Origin of the sequence: Aeromicrobium ginsengisoli (genome assembly GCF_004134905.2) — a bacterium.
Classification (GTDB): Bacteria; Actinomycetota; Actinomycetes; order Propionibacteriales; family Nocardioidaceae; genus Aeromicrobium; species Aeromicrobium ginsengisoli.
The window spans coordinates 1018275-1031753 of the sequence record NZ_SDPQ02000003.1 but is presented as its reverse complement, the minus strand read 5'-3'; the positions used below and the strand labels follow the sequence as shown (position 1 = coordinate 1031753).

Genomic DNA, 13479 nt, shown 5'->3' with positions numbered 1-13479 from the left:
TCATTCACCGCCAGCGCCGTTGATAGTCTCTGGGCCGTGAAGACCGTGCTCCGAGTTGCCGCCCGGGCGTTCATCAACTCGGTGGTCGCGGCCCAGCTGATGCCCCGCTCGATCCGCCGCATCATCCTGCGGGCCTGGGGCGTCGACACGAAGACCAAGGAGATCCATCCGCGGTTCGTGTTCAGCAGCCCCAACGTCTCGATCGGCGAGCGGACCGTCATCAACTGGTGCGTGTTCTTCGAGTCCGCCGCGCGCATCACGATCGGCCGCGACTGTGGCATCGGCTTCTTCTCACAGCTCATCACCACGACGCACGACGTGGGCCCGTCGACCCGGCGCATGGGTCCGGCGAAGTCCTTGCCCATCACGATCGGTGACGGCACCTGGATCGGGGTGAACGTCATCGTGCAGCCCGGCGTCACGATCGGCGAGGGCTGCATCATCGGCGCCGGCTCGGTCGTCACCGGCGACTGCGAGCCCAACGGGTTCTATGCCGGCACGCCCGCGCGACGGATCCGCGACCTGCCGGTCTGAGCTGCGCTCAGGCCTCGACGCCCTGACGCTGGCGGATGCCGTCGAGGATCAGGGTGAGACCGAGCTCGAACGAGTCGGCGCCCGCGCGATCGAGCGGCTCGTCGTCGATCGCGCCGACACTGTTGGCCTGCAGGTGGGTCTGCTCGTCCGAGACGTGGCCGAACACGAAGTAGAGGATCGTCGTGGCAGCAGACCGCGCGAACGCGTCGTCGAAGCCGCCCGCGGAGATCGCGCCGGCCAGCCGGCTGTTGAGCGACACCGCCCCGAGCCCGAATGCGTGGACCGTCGCGATCAGCTCGGCGCCGTCGCGGTAGGCGAGCATCCCGTCGCGCAGCTCGCGGCTGACCGCGACAACCTGCACGTCCCACGGCTCATCCGTCGGCACGGGTCGCGCGCCGCGCACCAGCAGCTCGTCAGCGACCGCCGCCAGCAGCACCTGCTTGTTGGCGAAGTGGTGGTAGAGCGCGCTCGGCTGCAGCCCCAGCTCGGAGGCGATCCGCCGCATCGACATGTCGGGCAGACCGTACATGTCGAGAATTCCGACCGCACGTTCGACGATGTCGGAACGGTGATAGCGCACGTGGCCTCCGGGTCGAATGGACGGTCTCACCAGCCTATACGCTAGCCTGAACGCCGTTCACCTGAGCATCGTTCAGGTACGTCCTCAGGAGACCCATGACCAGCACCGATTCGTCGCGCGCCACGACCGTCTCGACCACCGACCTCGCCCTCATCGCCACGTTCGCCGCCCTGATCGCGGTGTGTGCGGTGTCGGCAGCCCTCCCGTTCGGCGTCAACGGCGTGCCCGTGACCCTGCAGCTGTTCGGCATCTTCCTCGCCGGCGCCGTGCTCGGCGCCAAGCGCGGCTTCTTCACCGTGGTGCTCTATCTCGTCGTGGGCGCGGCGGGCCTGCCGATCTTCGCCGGCGGCAGCTCCGGAATCGCGCAGTTCAGTGGCGTCACCGGCGGCTATCTCTTCGCGTTCCCCTTCGCCGCGCTGATCGTCGGGCTGGCGGTCGAGCGCGCACATCGCCGCAACGTCGCGATCACGGCGGGCGTCGTGGTGGTCGGCGGCCTCGTGGCCGAGACCGTGGTCTGGCTGGTCGGCGCGACCGGCATCTCCCTGTACGCCGACACCCCGCTCTGGGCCACGATCAAGAGCTCGTTCGCGTACGTCCCCGCCGACCTCGCCAAGCTCGCTGCGGCGGCCGTCGTGGCCGCGGCCGTGCACCGCGCGTTCCCCGCGCTCCTGACCCGGGGTCGGTAGCCTTCGGCCGTGGCCGGCATCTCGTTCGACGACGTCACCGTCACCGCCGAGGCGGCCGGCGGCGACGTCGTCATCCTGCGCCACGTGTCGGCCGAGCTCACCGAGCGTCGCGTGGCCCTGATCGGTGGCAACGGGTCGGGCAAGTCGACGCTCGCGAGACTGATCAACGGGCTCGTGTCCGCGTCCTCGGGCGTCGTGACGGTCGACGGCCTCGACGTCAGTGACGAGGGCCCGGCCGTACGCCGCCGGGTCGGGTTCGTGTTCACCCAACCGGCAGCCCAGCTCGTGATGCCGACCGTCGCCGAGGACATCGCCCTTTCATTGCGCCGCCTCGTTCCCGACAAGCACGAGCGCCAGCAGCGCGTCCTGTCGATCCTCGACTCGTACGGGTTGGCCCATCTGGCCGCCACCAGCGTCCACGCCCTCTCCGGGGGGCAGCAGCAGCTGCTCGCCCTGGCCGGCGTCCTGGCGACCGAGCCGTCGATCGTCGTGGCCGACGAGCCGACCACGCTGCTCGACCTGCGCAACAGCGTCATCGTCGCCGACCGCCTGTTCGCCCTGGAGCAGCAGCTCGTGCTGGTCACCCACGACCTGGATCTGGCGCTGCGCTGCGAACGCGTGCTGGTGATCGAGGACGGCGCCATCGCGTTCGACGGTGAGCCCGCCGCCGCGGTCGACCACTACCGGCGAAGCGTGGCGACGCCGTGAGGCGGTCACTGCCGCTCGGGATCTATCGACCCGGCTCGACGATCTGGCACCGGATCCCGGCCGGACCCAAGCTCGGCCTCGTGGTCCTGGCCAGCATCGCGGTCGTGGCGCTGCGCGGGCCATGGCCGTGCGTGGCGGCGCTGGGCGTGGCCCTGGGCATTTCGTTGTGGGCACGCGTACCGCCCCAGGTGGTGTGGCGGGGACTTCGGCCGTTCCTGCTCGTCGTGGCGATCCTGGGTGCGTTCCAGTGGTGGCAGCGCGGCTGGCCGGTCGCGGTCGAGGTCGTCGCGACGACGGTCGCACTCGTCGTGGTCGCCACGACGTTCACGGCGACCACCCCGACTGACCGCCTGCTCGACGCGATCGTCCGCGGCCTCGGACCCTTCAGGCGGATCGGCGTACGTCCGGAGAAGGTCGCTCTGGCGTTCTCCCTCATGATCACCGCGATCCCCGCGATCTTCGAGATCGCGCACGAGACCCGCGAAGCGGCCAAGGCACGGGGCCTCGAGCGCAGCGTCCGGGCGAACCTCTCGCCCATGGCGATTCGCACGGTCGCGCATGCGTACGAGACCGGGGCCGCCCTGCACGCCCGTGGCATCGGAGACGACTAGCCGCTGAGGTCGCCGTGCTCGACGCAGCGTACCGACCAGCCGGCCGGCGTGACTTGGACGACCATGCGCCTGCGGCACTGGGTGCAGAAGCGTGGCGGCTCCATCCGCAAGAGCTCCGCGCATCGCGCGTGGTCGCGTGCGTCGACCGCCTCGCCGCAGTGACCGCAGTACGCCATCAGAGCGTCTTCTGGAGTTCCTTGATCGGCATGCCGAGCTCGGCCAGCAGGTCGATGTCCTCGTTGGCGTCACGGCCGAGGGTCGTCAGGTAGTTGCCGACGATGACGGCGTTGACCCCACCGAGCAGTCCCTCGCGGGTGCCGAGGTCACCGAGGGTCAGCTCGCGGCCGCCTGCGTACCGCAGGATCGTGTGCGGCATCGCGAGGCGGAACGCGGCGATCGTCCGCAGGGCGTCCTGTGAGCTCATGAGCTCCTGGCCGCCGAACGGCGTGCCGGGTCGCGGGTTGAGGAAGTTGAGCGGCACCTCGTGCGGTCGCAGCTCGGCGAGCTGGGCCGCGAGCTCGGCGCGCTGCTCGATCGACTCGCCCATGCCGACGAGCCCGCCGCAGCACAGCTCCATGCCGGCCTCGCGGACCATGAGGCAGGTGTCCCAGCGCTCCTCGTACGAGTGCGTCGACACGACCTGCGGGAAGTACGACTTCGCCGCCTCGAGGTTGTGGTTGTAGCGGTGCACGCCCATCTCGACGAACTCGTCGACCTGCGCCTGGGTCAGCATCCCGAGCGAGCAGGCGATGTTGATGTCGACCTCGGCCTGGATCGCCTTGATGCCCTCGCGGACCTGGTCCATCAGGCGCTGGTCGGGCCCACGGACGGCGGCGACGATGCAGAACTCGGAGGCACCCGTCTTCGCCGTCTCCTTGGCGGCCTCGACCAGCTCGGGGATGTTGAGCCAGACCGCCCGGACCGGCGACTGGAACTGGCCCGACTGGCTGCAGAAGTGGCAGTCCTCGGGACATCCGCCGGTCTTGAGGGACACGATGCCCTCGACCTCGACCTCGGGGCCGCACCACGTCATGCGCACCTCGTGGGCCAGCTCCAGGAGCTCGGGGATGCGCTCGTCCGGGAGCCGCAGCACCTCGACGAGCAGCTCTTCGGAGAGCCCGAGGCCCTGCTCGAGGACGTGGGCGCGGGCGACCTGCAGTACGTCAGTCATGAGGAGGAATGTATCCTGAACACCGTTCAGGTCAAACCTCGACCGCTCGAGATCCTGATCACCTGCCATGGATGACCTCATCGATTTCGACCGCGCCCACGTCTGGCACCCGTATGCCCCGATGGACTCCCCGGCCACGCCGCTGCTGGTCGCCAGCGCCGCGGGCAACCGCCTGACGCTGGCCGACGGGCGCGAGCCGATCGACGCGATGTCGTCGTGGTGGGCGGCGATCCACGGCTATCGTCACCCCCGCCTCGACGCGGCCCTGCATCGTCAGGCCGACTCGATGTCACACGTCATGTTCGGCGGCCTGACGCACGAGCCCGCGATCGAGCTGGCCCGCCGGCTGCTCGACCTCGCGCCGGCCGGGCTCGACAAGGTGTTCTTCGCGGACTCCGGCTCGGTCTCGGTCGAGGTCGCCCTCAAGATGGCGCTGCAGCTCCAGCGTGGCAACGGCCATCCGGGGCGTACGCAGCTCCTGACCCTTCGGGGCGGCTACCACGGCGACACGTTCGGGGCCATGAGCGTGTGCGATCCCGTCGGCGGCATGCACCAGATGTTCACCGACGTGCTCGCCGAGCAGGTGTTCCTGCCCCGCCCGCCGGCCGGGTTCGACGCCGACCTCGAGCCGTGGGTCGCCGAGGCGCAGGCCGTCGTCGATGCCCTCGACGACACCGTCGCCGCAGTCATCGTCGAGCCTGTGCTCCAGGGCGCCGGCGGGATGCGGGTCTATCCGCCGGCCGTCCTGCGCTGGCTGCGCGACCAGTGCGACGCGCACGGCTGGCTGCTGATCCTCGACGAGATCGCGACCGGCTTCGCGCGTACGGGCGAGATGTTCGGGGCCGACCACGCGGGCATCAGCCCCGACATCATGTGCGTCGGCAAGGCGTTGACCGGCGGCTACCTGACTCTCGCCGCCGTGCTCTGCACCGCCGACGTCGCGGCCGGGATCGACGCGTCGGAGTCGGGCGCCCTGATGCACGGTCCGACGTACATGGCGAACCCCCTCGCGTGCGCCGTCGCCGCGGCCTCGCTCGACGTGCTGACCGAGTCCGACTGGCGGCGGGACATCGCGCGGATCAACACGGCCCTGGCCACTGGCCTGGCGCCCGCGCGCGAGCTCGGCGGCGTCGCCGACGTCCGTACGCTCGGCGCCGTCGGGGTGATCCAGCTCGACCATCCCATCGAGGTCGCGGCGGCCAGCGCTGTGGCCCTCGAGCACGGCGTCTGGATCCGGCCGTTCCGCGACCTGATCTACACGATGCCGCCCTACATCAGCACCGATGAGGACCTGGCCACGATCACCGGTGCCCTCGTCGCCGCGGCCAGGAGGCCCCGATGACGCTGCACACCTGGCTCGAGGAGCAGGCCCGGCAACGCGAGCGCGACGGGCTCGTCCGGTCGCTGACGACGCGCACGGGCGACGACGACCTGATCGACCTCGCCGGCAACGACTATCTCGGGCTCTGCCGCGACGAGCGGGTGACCGCAGCCGCCGCCGAAGCCGCCCTGCGCTGGGGGGCCGGCGCCAGCGCGTCGCGCCTGGTCACCGGCACCCTGCCGGTGCACACGGCGCTCGAGTCGGCGCTCGCCGCGCGGCTCGGCCACGAGGCCGCGCTGGTGCACTCGACGGGCTATCACGCGAACCTCTCCGTCGTGACCGCTCTCTCGGACCGCGACACCCTGCTCGTCTCGGACGCCCACGTGCACGCTTCGCTCGTCGACGCCTGCCGGCTCTCGCGCGGGACGCTTGCGGTCGTCGGCCACAACGACCTCTCCGCCGTCGAGGACCAGCTGTCAGGACGTACGCAGACCCGCGCCCTCGTGCTCGTCGAGTCGATCTACTCCGTGCTCGGCGACGCCGCGCCGCTGGTCGAGCTCGTCGAGCTGTGCGAACGCCACGACGCGACGCTCGTCGTCGACGAGGCCCACGGCATCGGCGTCGCGGGCGACGGCGGCGGCCTCGTGCGCGAGCTCGGCCTGGCGGGGCGACCCTCGGTGATCGTCACGATGACGTTGTCCAAGGCGCTCGGCAGCCAGGGCGGCGCGGTGCTGGGCAGCCACGCCGTCATCGATCACCTGGTCAACCGCTCGCGGCCGTTCATCTACGACACCGGCCTCGCACCGGCAGCCGCCGCGGCCGCCGTCGAGGCCCTGCGGATCGTCGACGCCGAGCCCGAGCGCGTCGCCCGGCTCCATCACGTCGCCGCCACCCTCGCGGACGCCGCAGGGGCGGCCCGCGTGGCCGGAGCAGTCCTCTCGGTCGAGATGCCGGGCCCGGCCGAGGCGCTCGCGGCGCAGGCTCAGTGCGCGGCCGACGGCGTACGTGTCGGCTGCTTCCGGCCGCCCTCGACACCCGACGGCATCAGCCGGCTGCGACTCACCGCATCGGCCGGGGTCGACGACGACCAGCTCGCGCACGCCGCCAAGCTCATCAGCACCGTGGTGCCATGACCCGCTTCGTCGTGGTCACCGGGACCGACACGGGCGTCGGCAAGACCGTCGTGACGGCTGCCCTGGCGGTCGCCCTGGCCGCCCGCGGCCTCGAGGTCGCGGCGGTCAAGCCCGTGCAGACCGGCGTCGGACCCGACGAGCCCGGCGACGCCGACGAGGTCGTACGCCTCACGGGATCGTCGGCCGTGCACGAGCTGGCGCGGCTGCGCGACCCCCTGGCACCCGAGACCGCGGCCCGACTCCAGGGCGTACCGCTCCCACTCATCGCCGAGGTGGCGCAGCAGATCCGTGGCCTCGACGCCGACGTCGTGCTGGTCGAGGGTGCCGGCGGCCTGCTGGTGCGGCTCGACCTCGACGGCGGCACCGTGATCGACCTCGCCCGAGCCCTCGACGCCGAGGTCGTCGTCGTCGCACGCGAAGGACTGGGCACGCTCAACCACGCCGGACTGACCGTCGACCGGCTGGGCTCAGAAGGCCTGACGCCACGCCTCGTGCTGGGCTCCTGCGCCGCCGAGCCCGGCCTCGCCGAGCTCAACAACCGCAGTGACCTGCCCCGACTGACAGGCCTGCCGATCGACGGGCTCATCCCGGCCGGCGCGGGATCGCTCGAGCGTACGGAGTTCTGTGGGCAGGCGCCGAGCTGGTTCACCGCGCTCCCCGGAGTCGTCTAGGCGGTAGCGTCCCGGGATGGACAACATCAGGACGGCCGCGATCGTGATCGCCGCGCTCGTCGCCGCCGCGGTGTTCGTCCGGTGGCGGCTGCTGACGCGTCGGCGGGTGCTCGGCTCACCGGCCGACCGGGCGACGTACGAGACGCTGCATACCGCCTCGCTGGCCGCGCCGGCACTGCGCCGGGGCCTCGACGCCGAGAGCGCGGCGCTGGCCCTCCCCCACGTGCGTACGCTGCTGGGCGGCCCCATCGTCGCGATCACCGACCTGCACGACCGGCTCGCCGGCGATGCCCCGGACGTCACCGAGCTCACGGCCGACGCCCTGGCCAGCGGGCGCACGCAGGCGTCGGACCGCGCGATCGTCGCGCCGCTGTCGGTCGAAGGGCGCGTGGTCGGCAGCATCGCCGTCGTCACCGAAGAGGCGTCGGCCGGCCTGGCGCGCGCAACGACAGAGGTCGCCCGGTGGATGTCGAGCCAGCTCGAGCTCGCCGAGCTGTCGGAGTCGCGTACCGCACTGATGGAGGCCGAGCTGCGGGCGCTGCGGGCCCAGATCTCGCCGCACTTCATCTACAACTCGCTCGGCGCGATCGCGTCGTTCGTGCGCACAGACCCCGAGCGCGCTCGCGAGCTGTTGCTCGAGTTCGCCGACTTCACCCGCTACTCGTTCCGCGAGCACGGCGAGTTCACGACGCTCGCCGAGGAGCTGCGGTCGATCGAGCGCTACCTCGTGCTGGAGAAGGCGCGCTTCGGCGACCGGCTGCGCGTCGTCACGCGGGTGGCACCGGAGGTGCTCAGCGTGACGTTGCCGTTCCTCGCGATCCAGCCGCTGGTCGAGAACGCCGTGCGCCACGGACTCGAGGCCAAGGACGGCGACGGGACCGTCACGGTCGTGGCGCTCGACGAGGGCGTCGAGTGCGTCATCACGATCGAGGACGACGGTGTCGGGGTCGAGCCGGAGACCGTACGCGATGCGCTGTCGGGCCACACCACCAGCGCGTCGGTCGGGCTCGGCAACGTCGATGAGCGCCTGCGTACGGTCTACGGCGACGAGTACGGCATCGTCGTCGAGACCGCGCCGGGGCACGGCACCAAGGTCACCGTCCGGCTGCCGAAGTTCCATCCCGGAGCCGAGTCGGCGTGATCGCTCCCCTGTTGTGGTGCCGCCGACATCTCGGCATGATCACCGCATGACGACCGCGTTGCGTGCCCTCGTGGTGGACGACGAGCAGCCCGTGCTCGACGAGCTCGTGTGGTTGCTGGGCCGCGACGACCGCATCGCGTCCGTACGCGCGGCCCGCTCGGGCGCCGAGGCGCTGCGGGTGCTCGACGAGGGTGACATCGAGCTGGTGTTCCTCGACGTCGCGATGCCGGGACTGAGCGGCCTGGAGATCGCCCGGCTGCTCGGCCGGTTCCGCACGCCGCCCCGCATCGTGTTCGTGACGGCGCACGACGCGCACGCCGTCGAGGCGTTCGAGATGAACGCGGTGGACTACCTGCTCAAGCCCATCCGCGAGGAGCGACTCAGCGAGAGCGTGCGGCGCGCCTGTGCCGACGCCGAGTCCGCGCCGCCGGCGAGCGACGACCGGATCGCCGTCGAGCTCGGCGGGGTCACCCGGTTCGTGTCGCGGGCATCGGTGTCGTACGTCGAGGCGCAGGGCGACTACGTACGCCTGCACGTCGTCGACGGCGGCAGCCACCTGATCCGTATGCCGCTGACGACGCTCGCCGACGAGTGGGAGGAGGCCGGATTCGCGCGAGTCCACCGCAGTCACGTCGTCAACCTCGCCCACCTGCGCGAGCTCCGTGTCCAGGCCGGGCGCTCCAGCGTGCTCGTGCCGGCCGGCGACGAGCTGGTCGAGATCCAGGTCGCCCGCCGCCACGCCCGCGCGCTGCGAGAGCTGATCCACGAGCGGGCACTGTGACGGAGAAGCAGTACACCGGGCGGGTGCGCGTCACCAGCCCACTGACGACCGCGCCGGCACACGTACGGCGCAGCGTCCGGCAGGAGATCGACGAGTCGACCGGCATCGGCGAGGTCTACATGCGCTCGCTGATCCGGGCGCAGCTCCGCGCGGCGCTGACCGTCGCGGCGACGCTCATGCTGTCGATCGGCGCTCTGCCCCTGATCTTCCTGGCGTTCGACAGCGTCACCGAGATGCACGTCCTCGGCGTGCCCGTGCCCTGGTGGATCCTCGGGGTGCTGGTCTATCCCGGCCTCTTCGCGCTCGGCTGGGTCTACATCCGCCAGGTCGAGCGCGCCGAACGCGACTTCACCGAGCTCGTGGAGCCGCACCGCCCGGACCCACAGTGAACTCCACGTACGGCGTCGTCGCCGTCGCGCTGGTCGCCATCGCGACGCTCGGCATCGGGGCCTTCGGCCTGCGGATGAGCCGTACGACCAGCGACTTCTACGTCGCGTCCCGCTCGGTCAGCCCGGTCTGGAACAGCTCGGCGATCGGCGGCGAATACCTCTCCGCGGCCTCGTTCCTCGGCGTGGCCGGGCTCGTGCTCACACACGGTGCGGACATGCTCTGGTACCCCATCGGCTGGACCACGGGCTACCTCCTGTTGCTGGTGTTCGTCGCGGCGCCGCTGCGGCGCTCCGGGGCGTACACGATCCCCGACTTCGCCCAGGTCCGGCTGCAGTCGTTGGGCGTACGCCGGGTCGCGAGCGCGCTGGTCGTCGCGGTCGGCTGGCTCTACCTCATGCCACAGTTCCAGGGCGCCGGTCTCACGCTCCGCACGGTCACGGGTGCGCCCAACTGGGTCGGCACGGTCGTCGTCGCGGTGATCGTCGTCGTCAACGTGGTGTCCGGCGGCATGCGCAGCATCACGTTCGTGCAGGCGTTCCAGTACTGGCTCAAGCTCACCGCACTGCTGATCCCGGTGTTCTTCCTGCTGCACGCGTGGACCGGTGACGGCCGACCCTCTCCCGTCGCGCCCGAGGAGTGGTTCCAACCGTTCAGCCAGGCGGACGGGCCGGGCCTCTACCTGACGTACTCGGTCATGATCGCGACCTTTCTCGGCACGATGGGCCTGCCGCACGTGGTGGTGCGGTTCTACACCAACCCCGACGGGCACGCCGCGCGCCGGACGACCCTGATCGTGCTGGCGCTGCTCGGCACGTTCTACCTGCTGCCGACGATCTACGGCGTGCTGGGCCGCGTCTACGCGCGCGACCTGCTGGACTCGGGGCGGGCTGACACCGTCGTCCTGGAGCTGCCGTCGCGCGTGATCGGCGGCAGTACGGGCGAGCTGCTCGCGGCGCTGCTCACGGCGGGCGCGTTCGCCGCGTTCCTCTCGACCTCCTCGGGCCTGACGATGTCGGTCGCCGGAGTCGTCGGGCAGGGCCTGGCGCGCGGGCGCATCTCGACGATCACGGCGCTGCGCATCGCGGCGGCCGGCTGCGTCGTGGTCCCGCTCCTGCTGGCCCTGTCGGCCGAGCGGATCGCGGTCGCGAGCTCGGTGACCTTCGCGTTCGCGCTGGCCGCCTCGACCTTCTGTCCGCTCTTGGTGCTCGGCATCTGGTGGCGCGGGCTGACGGCGCGGGGCGCGATCGCCGGACTCATCGGCGGCGGCCTCGGCGCCGGCGTCGCGGCCGTCGTGACGATCGCCGTACGCCCCGACGGCTGGTTCGGCGTCGTCATGAGCCAGCCGGCGGCCTGGTCGGTGCCGATCGGCTTCGCCCTGATGATCGGCGTCTCGCTCGCCAATCGGTCGGACGTACCGGCGAACGTCTCGCGCACGATGGTGCGGCTGCACACCCCCGAGCGCCTGGACGTCGACAGGCGCTTCTGACGCCACCGTTCGACCGGCGAAACCCACCGTTCGTCGCACGCGGGCGACCGCACGTCGCAGGCCCGTCGGCTTCCAACGCATACCCCGTGAAGTGATCTGGCTCACAGGAAACGGGGTACCTAGGTTCAGAGCGGCGACACGCACCCGTGCCGTCCTGCCTTCACGGAAGAGGTGATCCCGGTGGCCGAGAGAATCCCGCCCGAGGCCCACGCGGCCTATCAACGCATCCATGCGACGGACGAGTTCGCTGAGCTGAAGCGCTCCTATCTTCGGTTCGTCGTACCGCTGACCGTTGCGTTCATGACCTGGTACCTGCTGTACGTCCTCATGTCGAACTATGCGGGCGACTTCATGGCGCACAAGGTCGCCGGCAACATCAACGTCGCGCTGATCTTCGGCCTGCTGCAGTTCGTCTCGACGTTCGCCATCGCGATCTGGTACGCCCGGTTCGCCGCGCGCCGCATGGACCCGATCGCGGACCGCCTCCGCGCTGAGTACGACGAGGAGATCAAGCGATGAGCACCACGGCCACACTCCTGCGCGCCGCCGAGGACAACGACCACCAGGCCCTCACCGGCTCCCTGTTCATCCTGGTCGTCCTGATCACGGTCGCCATCACGTTCTGGGCGAGCCGCAACACCAAGACCGCCGCCGACTATTACGCCGGCGGTCGCAGCTTCTCGGGTGCCCAGAACGGCTTCGCGGTCGCCGGTGACTACATGTCGGCAGCGTCGTTCCTCGGCATCTCGGGCGCGATCGCGCTGGCCGGCTACGACGGCTTCCTCTACTCGATCGGCTTCCTGGTCGCCTGGCTCGTCGCCCTGCTGCTGGTCGCCGAGCTGTTGCGCAACTCCGGGCGGTTCACGATGGCCGACCAGCTGGCGTTCCGCATGCGGCAACGGCCCGTACGCACGGCGGCGGCGACGTCGACCGTCGTCGTGTCGATCTTCTACCTGCTCGCGCAGATGGTCGGCGCCGGCGCTCTCGTGGCGCTGCTGCTGGGCGTCGAGAACGAGGGCCTCACCAAGAACCTGACGATCGTCGGCGTCGGTGCGCTGATGATCTTCTACGTCACGGTCGGCGGCATGAAGGGCACCACCTGGGTGCAGATCGTCAAGGCCGTCTTGCTGATGGCCGGCACGATCCTCATCACGGTGCTGGTGCTGGCGAAGTTCGACTTCAACATTAGCGACATGCTCGGCACCGCGGCCGAGAACAGCGGCAAGGGTTCGGCATTCCTCGAGCCCGGTCTCAAGTACGGCGTCACGACCACCAGCAAGATCGACTTCATCTCGCTGGGCCTGGCCCTCGTGCTCGGCACCGCCGGTCTGCCGCACATCCTGATCCGCTTCTACACCGTCCCGACGGCCAGACAGGCCCGCAAGTCGGTGCTGTGGGCCATCGGGCTGATCGGCTCGTTCTACCTCATGACCCTGGTCCTCGGCTTCGGTGCCGCGGCGCTGGTCAAGGGCGACGAGAAGGAACAGATCGCGGCCTCCGGCGGCAACCTGGCCTCACCACTGCTCGCAGAAGCCGTCGGTGGAGGATCCGGATCGACGGGAGGCGCGGTCCTGCTGGCGATCATCTCGGCGGTCGCGTTCGCGACGATCCTCGCCGTGGTCGCCGGCCTGACGCTGACCTCGGCGTCGTCCGTCGCGCACGACCTCTACGCGCAGGTGTGGAAGCGTGGCGAGGTCACCGAGAAGCAGGAGGTGGCGACCGCCAAGATCGCGGCCTTCGTGATCGGCGGCATCGCAATCCTGTTGGCCATCCCGGCGCAGAAGCTCAACATCGCCTTCCTGGTGGCGTTGGCGTTCGCCGTCGCGGCATCGGCCAACCTGCCGGCGCTGCTCTACAACCTGTTCTGGAAGCGGTTCAACACCAGCGGAGCAGTGTGGAGCATCTATGGCGGCCTCATCTCGTCGGTGGGACTGGTGATCTTCTCGCCGGTCGTCTCCGGCAAGGGTGAGGACCCCACGGGCAAGAACCTCTCGCTGCTGCCGACCAGCATCGACATCAGCTGGTTCCCGCTCGAGAACCCGGGCATCGTCTCGATCCCGATCGGCTTCCTGTGTGGGTTCATCGGCACGATGCTGGCCAAGGATCGCGACGCGGAGGAGCACTACACCGAGCTCGACGTACGTGCGATGACTGGCGCCGGCGCCATCCAGTAGGGCCCGCGGCTTCGCCCAGGTGCCTGCCTCGCTCCGTTCGCAACCATCGGCCGAGCGAAGCGAGGCAGGGCGCCCGGGCGGAGCCCGGCCGC

The 13479-nt window shown here is 70.5% G+C and carries 16 protein-coding genes; 13 read left to right on the top strand and 3 right to left on the bottom strand.

Annotated elements, in window-relative coordinates:
* Nucleotides 1-36: 36 nt before the first annotated feature.
* Nucleotides 37-534, top strand: a complete 498-nt coding sequence (locus ESP70_RS18305) for an acyltransferase (RefSeq protein WP_188110694.1) — start codon at nt 37-39, stop codon at nt 532-534.
* Nucleotides 535-541: 7 nt separating this feature from the next.
* On the opposite strand, the gene ESP70_RS18300 is transcribed toward ESP70_RS18305, so the two are convergent.
* Entirely contained in the window at nt 542-1114 is a 573-nt protein-coding gene (locus tag ESP70_RS18300; protein ID WP_149690715.1) for a TetR/AcrR family transcriptional regulator C-terminal domain-containing protein, read from the bottom strand.
* A gap of 95 nt (nt 1115-1209) precedes the next feature.
* On the opposite strand from ESP70_RS18300, the gene ESP70_RS18295 reads away from it, so the two are divergent.
* Genes ESP70_RS18295 through ESP70_RS18285 form a run of 3 tightly spaced genes read left to right on the top strand, consistent with a single transcriptional unit; the run spans nt 1210 to nt 3119 of the window.
* On the top strand, nt 1210-1800 hold the full coding sequence (locus ESP70_RS18295; protein ID WP_149690714.1) for a biotin transporter BioY: 591 nt from the start codon (nt 1210-1212) through the stop codon (nt 1798-1800).
* Nucleotides 1801-1809: 9 nt separating this feature from the next.
* A complete protein-coding gene (locus ESP70_RS18290; protein ID WP_246162081.1) occupies nt 1810-2508 on the top strand; it encodes an energy-coupling factor ABC transporter ATP-binding protein in 699 nt (232 codons plus the stop codon).
* The gene (locus ESP70_RS18285) at nt 2505-3119 is read left to right on the top strand and encodes an energy-coupling factor transporter transmembrane component T family protein (RefSeq protein WP_149690713.1); all 615 of its coding nucleotides are present in this window, start codon (nt 2505-2507) and stop codon (nt 3117-3119) included. Before ESP70_RS18290 ends, ESP70_RS18285 begins: the two co-directional genes overlap by 4 nt.
* Here the strand turns inward: ESP70_RS18285 and bsaP are convergent.
* Nucleotides 3116-3295 (bottom strand): biotin synthase auxiliary protein BsaP, encoded by a 180-nt coding sequence (gene bsaP, locus ESP70_RS20720; protein WP_149690712.1) that lies wholly within the window; start codon nt 3293-3295, stop codon nt 3116-3118. The genes ESP70_RS18285 and bsaP overlap by 4 nt on opposite strands.
* Complete coding sequence (bioB, locus tag ESP70_RS18275; RefSeq protein WP_149690711.1) at nt 3295-4290, bottom strand: biotin synthase BioB; 996 nt, start codon at nt 4288-4290, stop codon at nt 3295-3297. The genes bsaP and bioB overlap by 1 nt, the downstream gene beginning before the upstream one ends.
* A gap of 67 nt (nt 4291-4357) precedes the next feature.
* Here bioB and ESP70_RS18270 point away from each other — a divergent pair, with 67 nt between their 5' ends.
* From ESP70_RS18270 to ESP70_RS18230, 9 genes are all read left to right on the top strand, one after another.
* The gene (locus ESP70_RS18270; RefSeq protein ID WP_149690710.1) at nt 4358-5632 is read left to right on the top strand and encodes an adenosylmethionine--8-amino-7-oxononanoate transaminase; all 1275 of its coding nucleotides are present in this window, start codon (nt 4358-4360) and stop codon (nt 5630-5632) included.
* A complete protein-coding gene (locus ESP70_RS18265; protein WP_149690709.1) occupies nt 5629-6744 on the top strand; it encodes an 8-amino-7-oxononanoate synthase in 1116 nt (371 codons plus the stop codon). The genes ESP70_RS18270 and ESP70_RS18265 overlap by 4 nt, the downstream gene beginning before the upstream one ends.
* Nucleotides 6741-7415, top strand: coding sequence for a dethiobiotin synthase (gene bioD / locus ESP70_RS18260; RefSeq protein ID WP_188110693.1), 675 nt, complete (start codon nt 6741-6743; stop codon nt 7413-7415). The genes ESP70_RS18265 and bioD overlap by 4 nt, the downstream gene beginning before the upstream one ends.
* Before the next feature lie 16 nt (nt 7416-7431).
* On the top strand, nt 7432-8556 hold the full coding sequence (locus ESP70_RS18255; RefSeq protein ID WP_149690708.1) for a sensor histidine kinase: 1125 nt from the start codon (nt 7432-7434) through the stop codon (nt 8554-8556).
* Between the two features lie 46 nt (nt 8557-8602).
* The gene (locus ESP70_RS18250) at nt 8603-9337 is read left to right on the top strand and encodes a LytR/AlgR family response regulator transcription factor (RefSeq protein ID WP_149690707.1); all 735 of its coding nucleotides are present in this window, start codon (nt 8603-8605) and stop codon (nt 9335-9337) included.
* On the top strand, nt 9334-9726 hold the full coding sequence (locus tag ESP70_RS18245) for a DUF485 domain-containing protein (RefSeq protein ID WP_149690706.1): 393 nt from the start codon (nt 9334-9336) through the stop codon (nt 9724-9726). Before ESP70_RS18250 ends, ESP70_RS18245 begins: the two co-directional genes overlap by 4 nt.
* Nucleotides 9723-11213, top strand: coding sequence for a sodium/solute symporter (locus ESP70_RS18240; RefSeq protein ID WP_149690705.1), 1491 nt, complete (start codon nt 9723-9725; stop codon nt 11211-11213). Before ESP70_RS18245 ends, ESP70_RS18240 begins: the two co-directional genes overlap by 4 nt.
* Before the next feature lie 180 nt (nt 11214-11393).
* Nucleotides 11394-11732, top strand: coding sequence for a DUF485 domain-containing protein (locus ESP70_RS18235; protein ID WP_223148768.1), 339 nt, complete (start codon nt 11394-11396; stop codon nt 11730-11732).
* Nucleotides 11729-13387, top strand: coding sequence for a solute symporter family protein (locus ESP70_RS18230; protein WP_149690704.1), 1659 nt, complete (start codon nt 11729-11731; stop codon nt 13385-13387). The genes ESP70_RS18235 and ESP70_RS18230 overlap by 4 nt, the downstream gene beginning before the upstream one ends.
* Nucleotides 13388-13479 lie beyond the last annotated feature (92 nt).

Bases quoted from the DNA above. Each gene is read 5' to 3' on its own strand.
- ESP70_RS18250 (WP_149690707.1), top strand. From the start codon at position 8,603: ATGACGACCGCGTTGCGTGCCCTCGTGGTGGACGACGAGCAGCCCGTG.
- bioD (WP_188110693.1), top strand. From the start codon at position 6,741: ATGACCCGCTTCGTCGTGGTCACCGGGACCGACACGGGCGTCGGCAAG.
- bioB (WP_149690711.1), bottom strand. From the start codon at position 4,290: ATGACTGACGTACTGCAGGTCGCCCGCGCCCACGTCCTCGAGCAGGGC.
- ESP70_RS18295 (WP_149690714.1), top strand. From the start codon at position 1,210: ATGACCAGCACCGATTCGTCGCGCGCCACGACCGTCTCGACCACCGAC.
- ESP70_RS18255 (WP_149690708.1), top strand. From the start codon at position 7,432: ATGGACAACATCAGGACGGCCGCGATCGTGATCGCCGCGCTCGTCGCC.
- ESP70_RS18230 (WP_149690704.1), top strand. From the start codon at position 11,729: ATGAGCACCACGGCCACACTCCTGCGCGCCGCCGAGGACAACGACCAC.
- ESP70_RS18270 (WP_149690710.1), top strand. From the start codon at position 4,358: ATGGATGACCTCATCGATTTCGACCGCGCCCACGTCTGGCACCCGTAT.
- bsaP (WP_149690712.1), bottom strand. From the start codon at position 3,295: ATGGCGTACTGCGGTCACTGCGGCGAGGCGGTCGACGCACGCGACCAC.
- ESP70_RS18265 (WP_149690709.1), top strand. From the start codon at position 5,629: ATGACGCTGCACACCTGGCTCGAGGAGCAGGCCCGGCAACGCGAGCGC.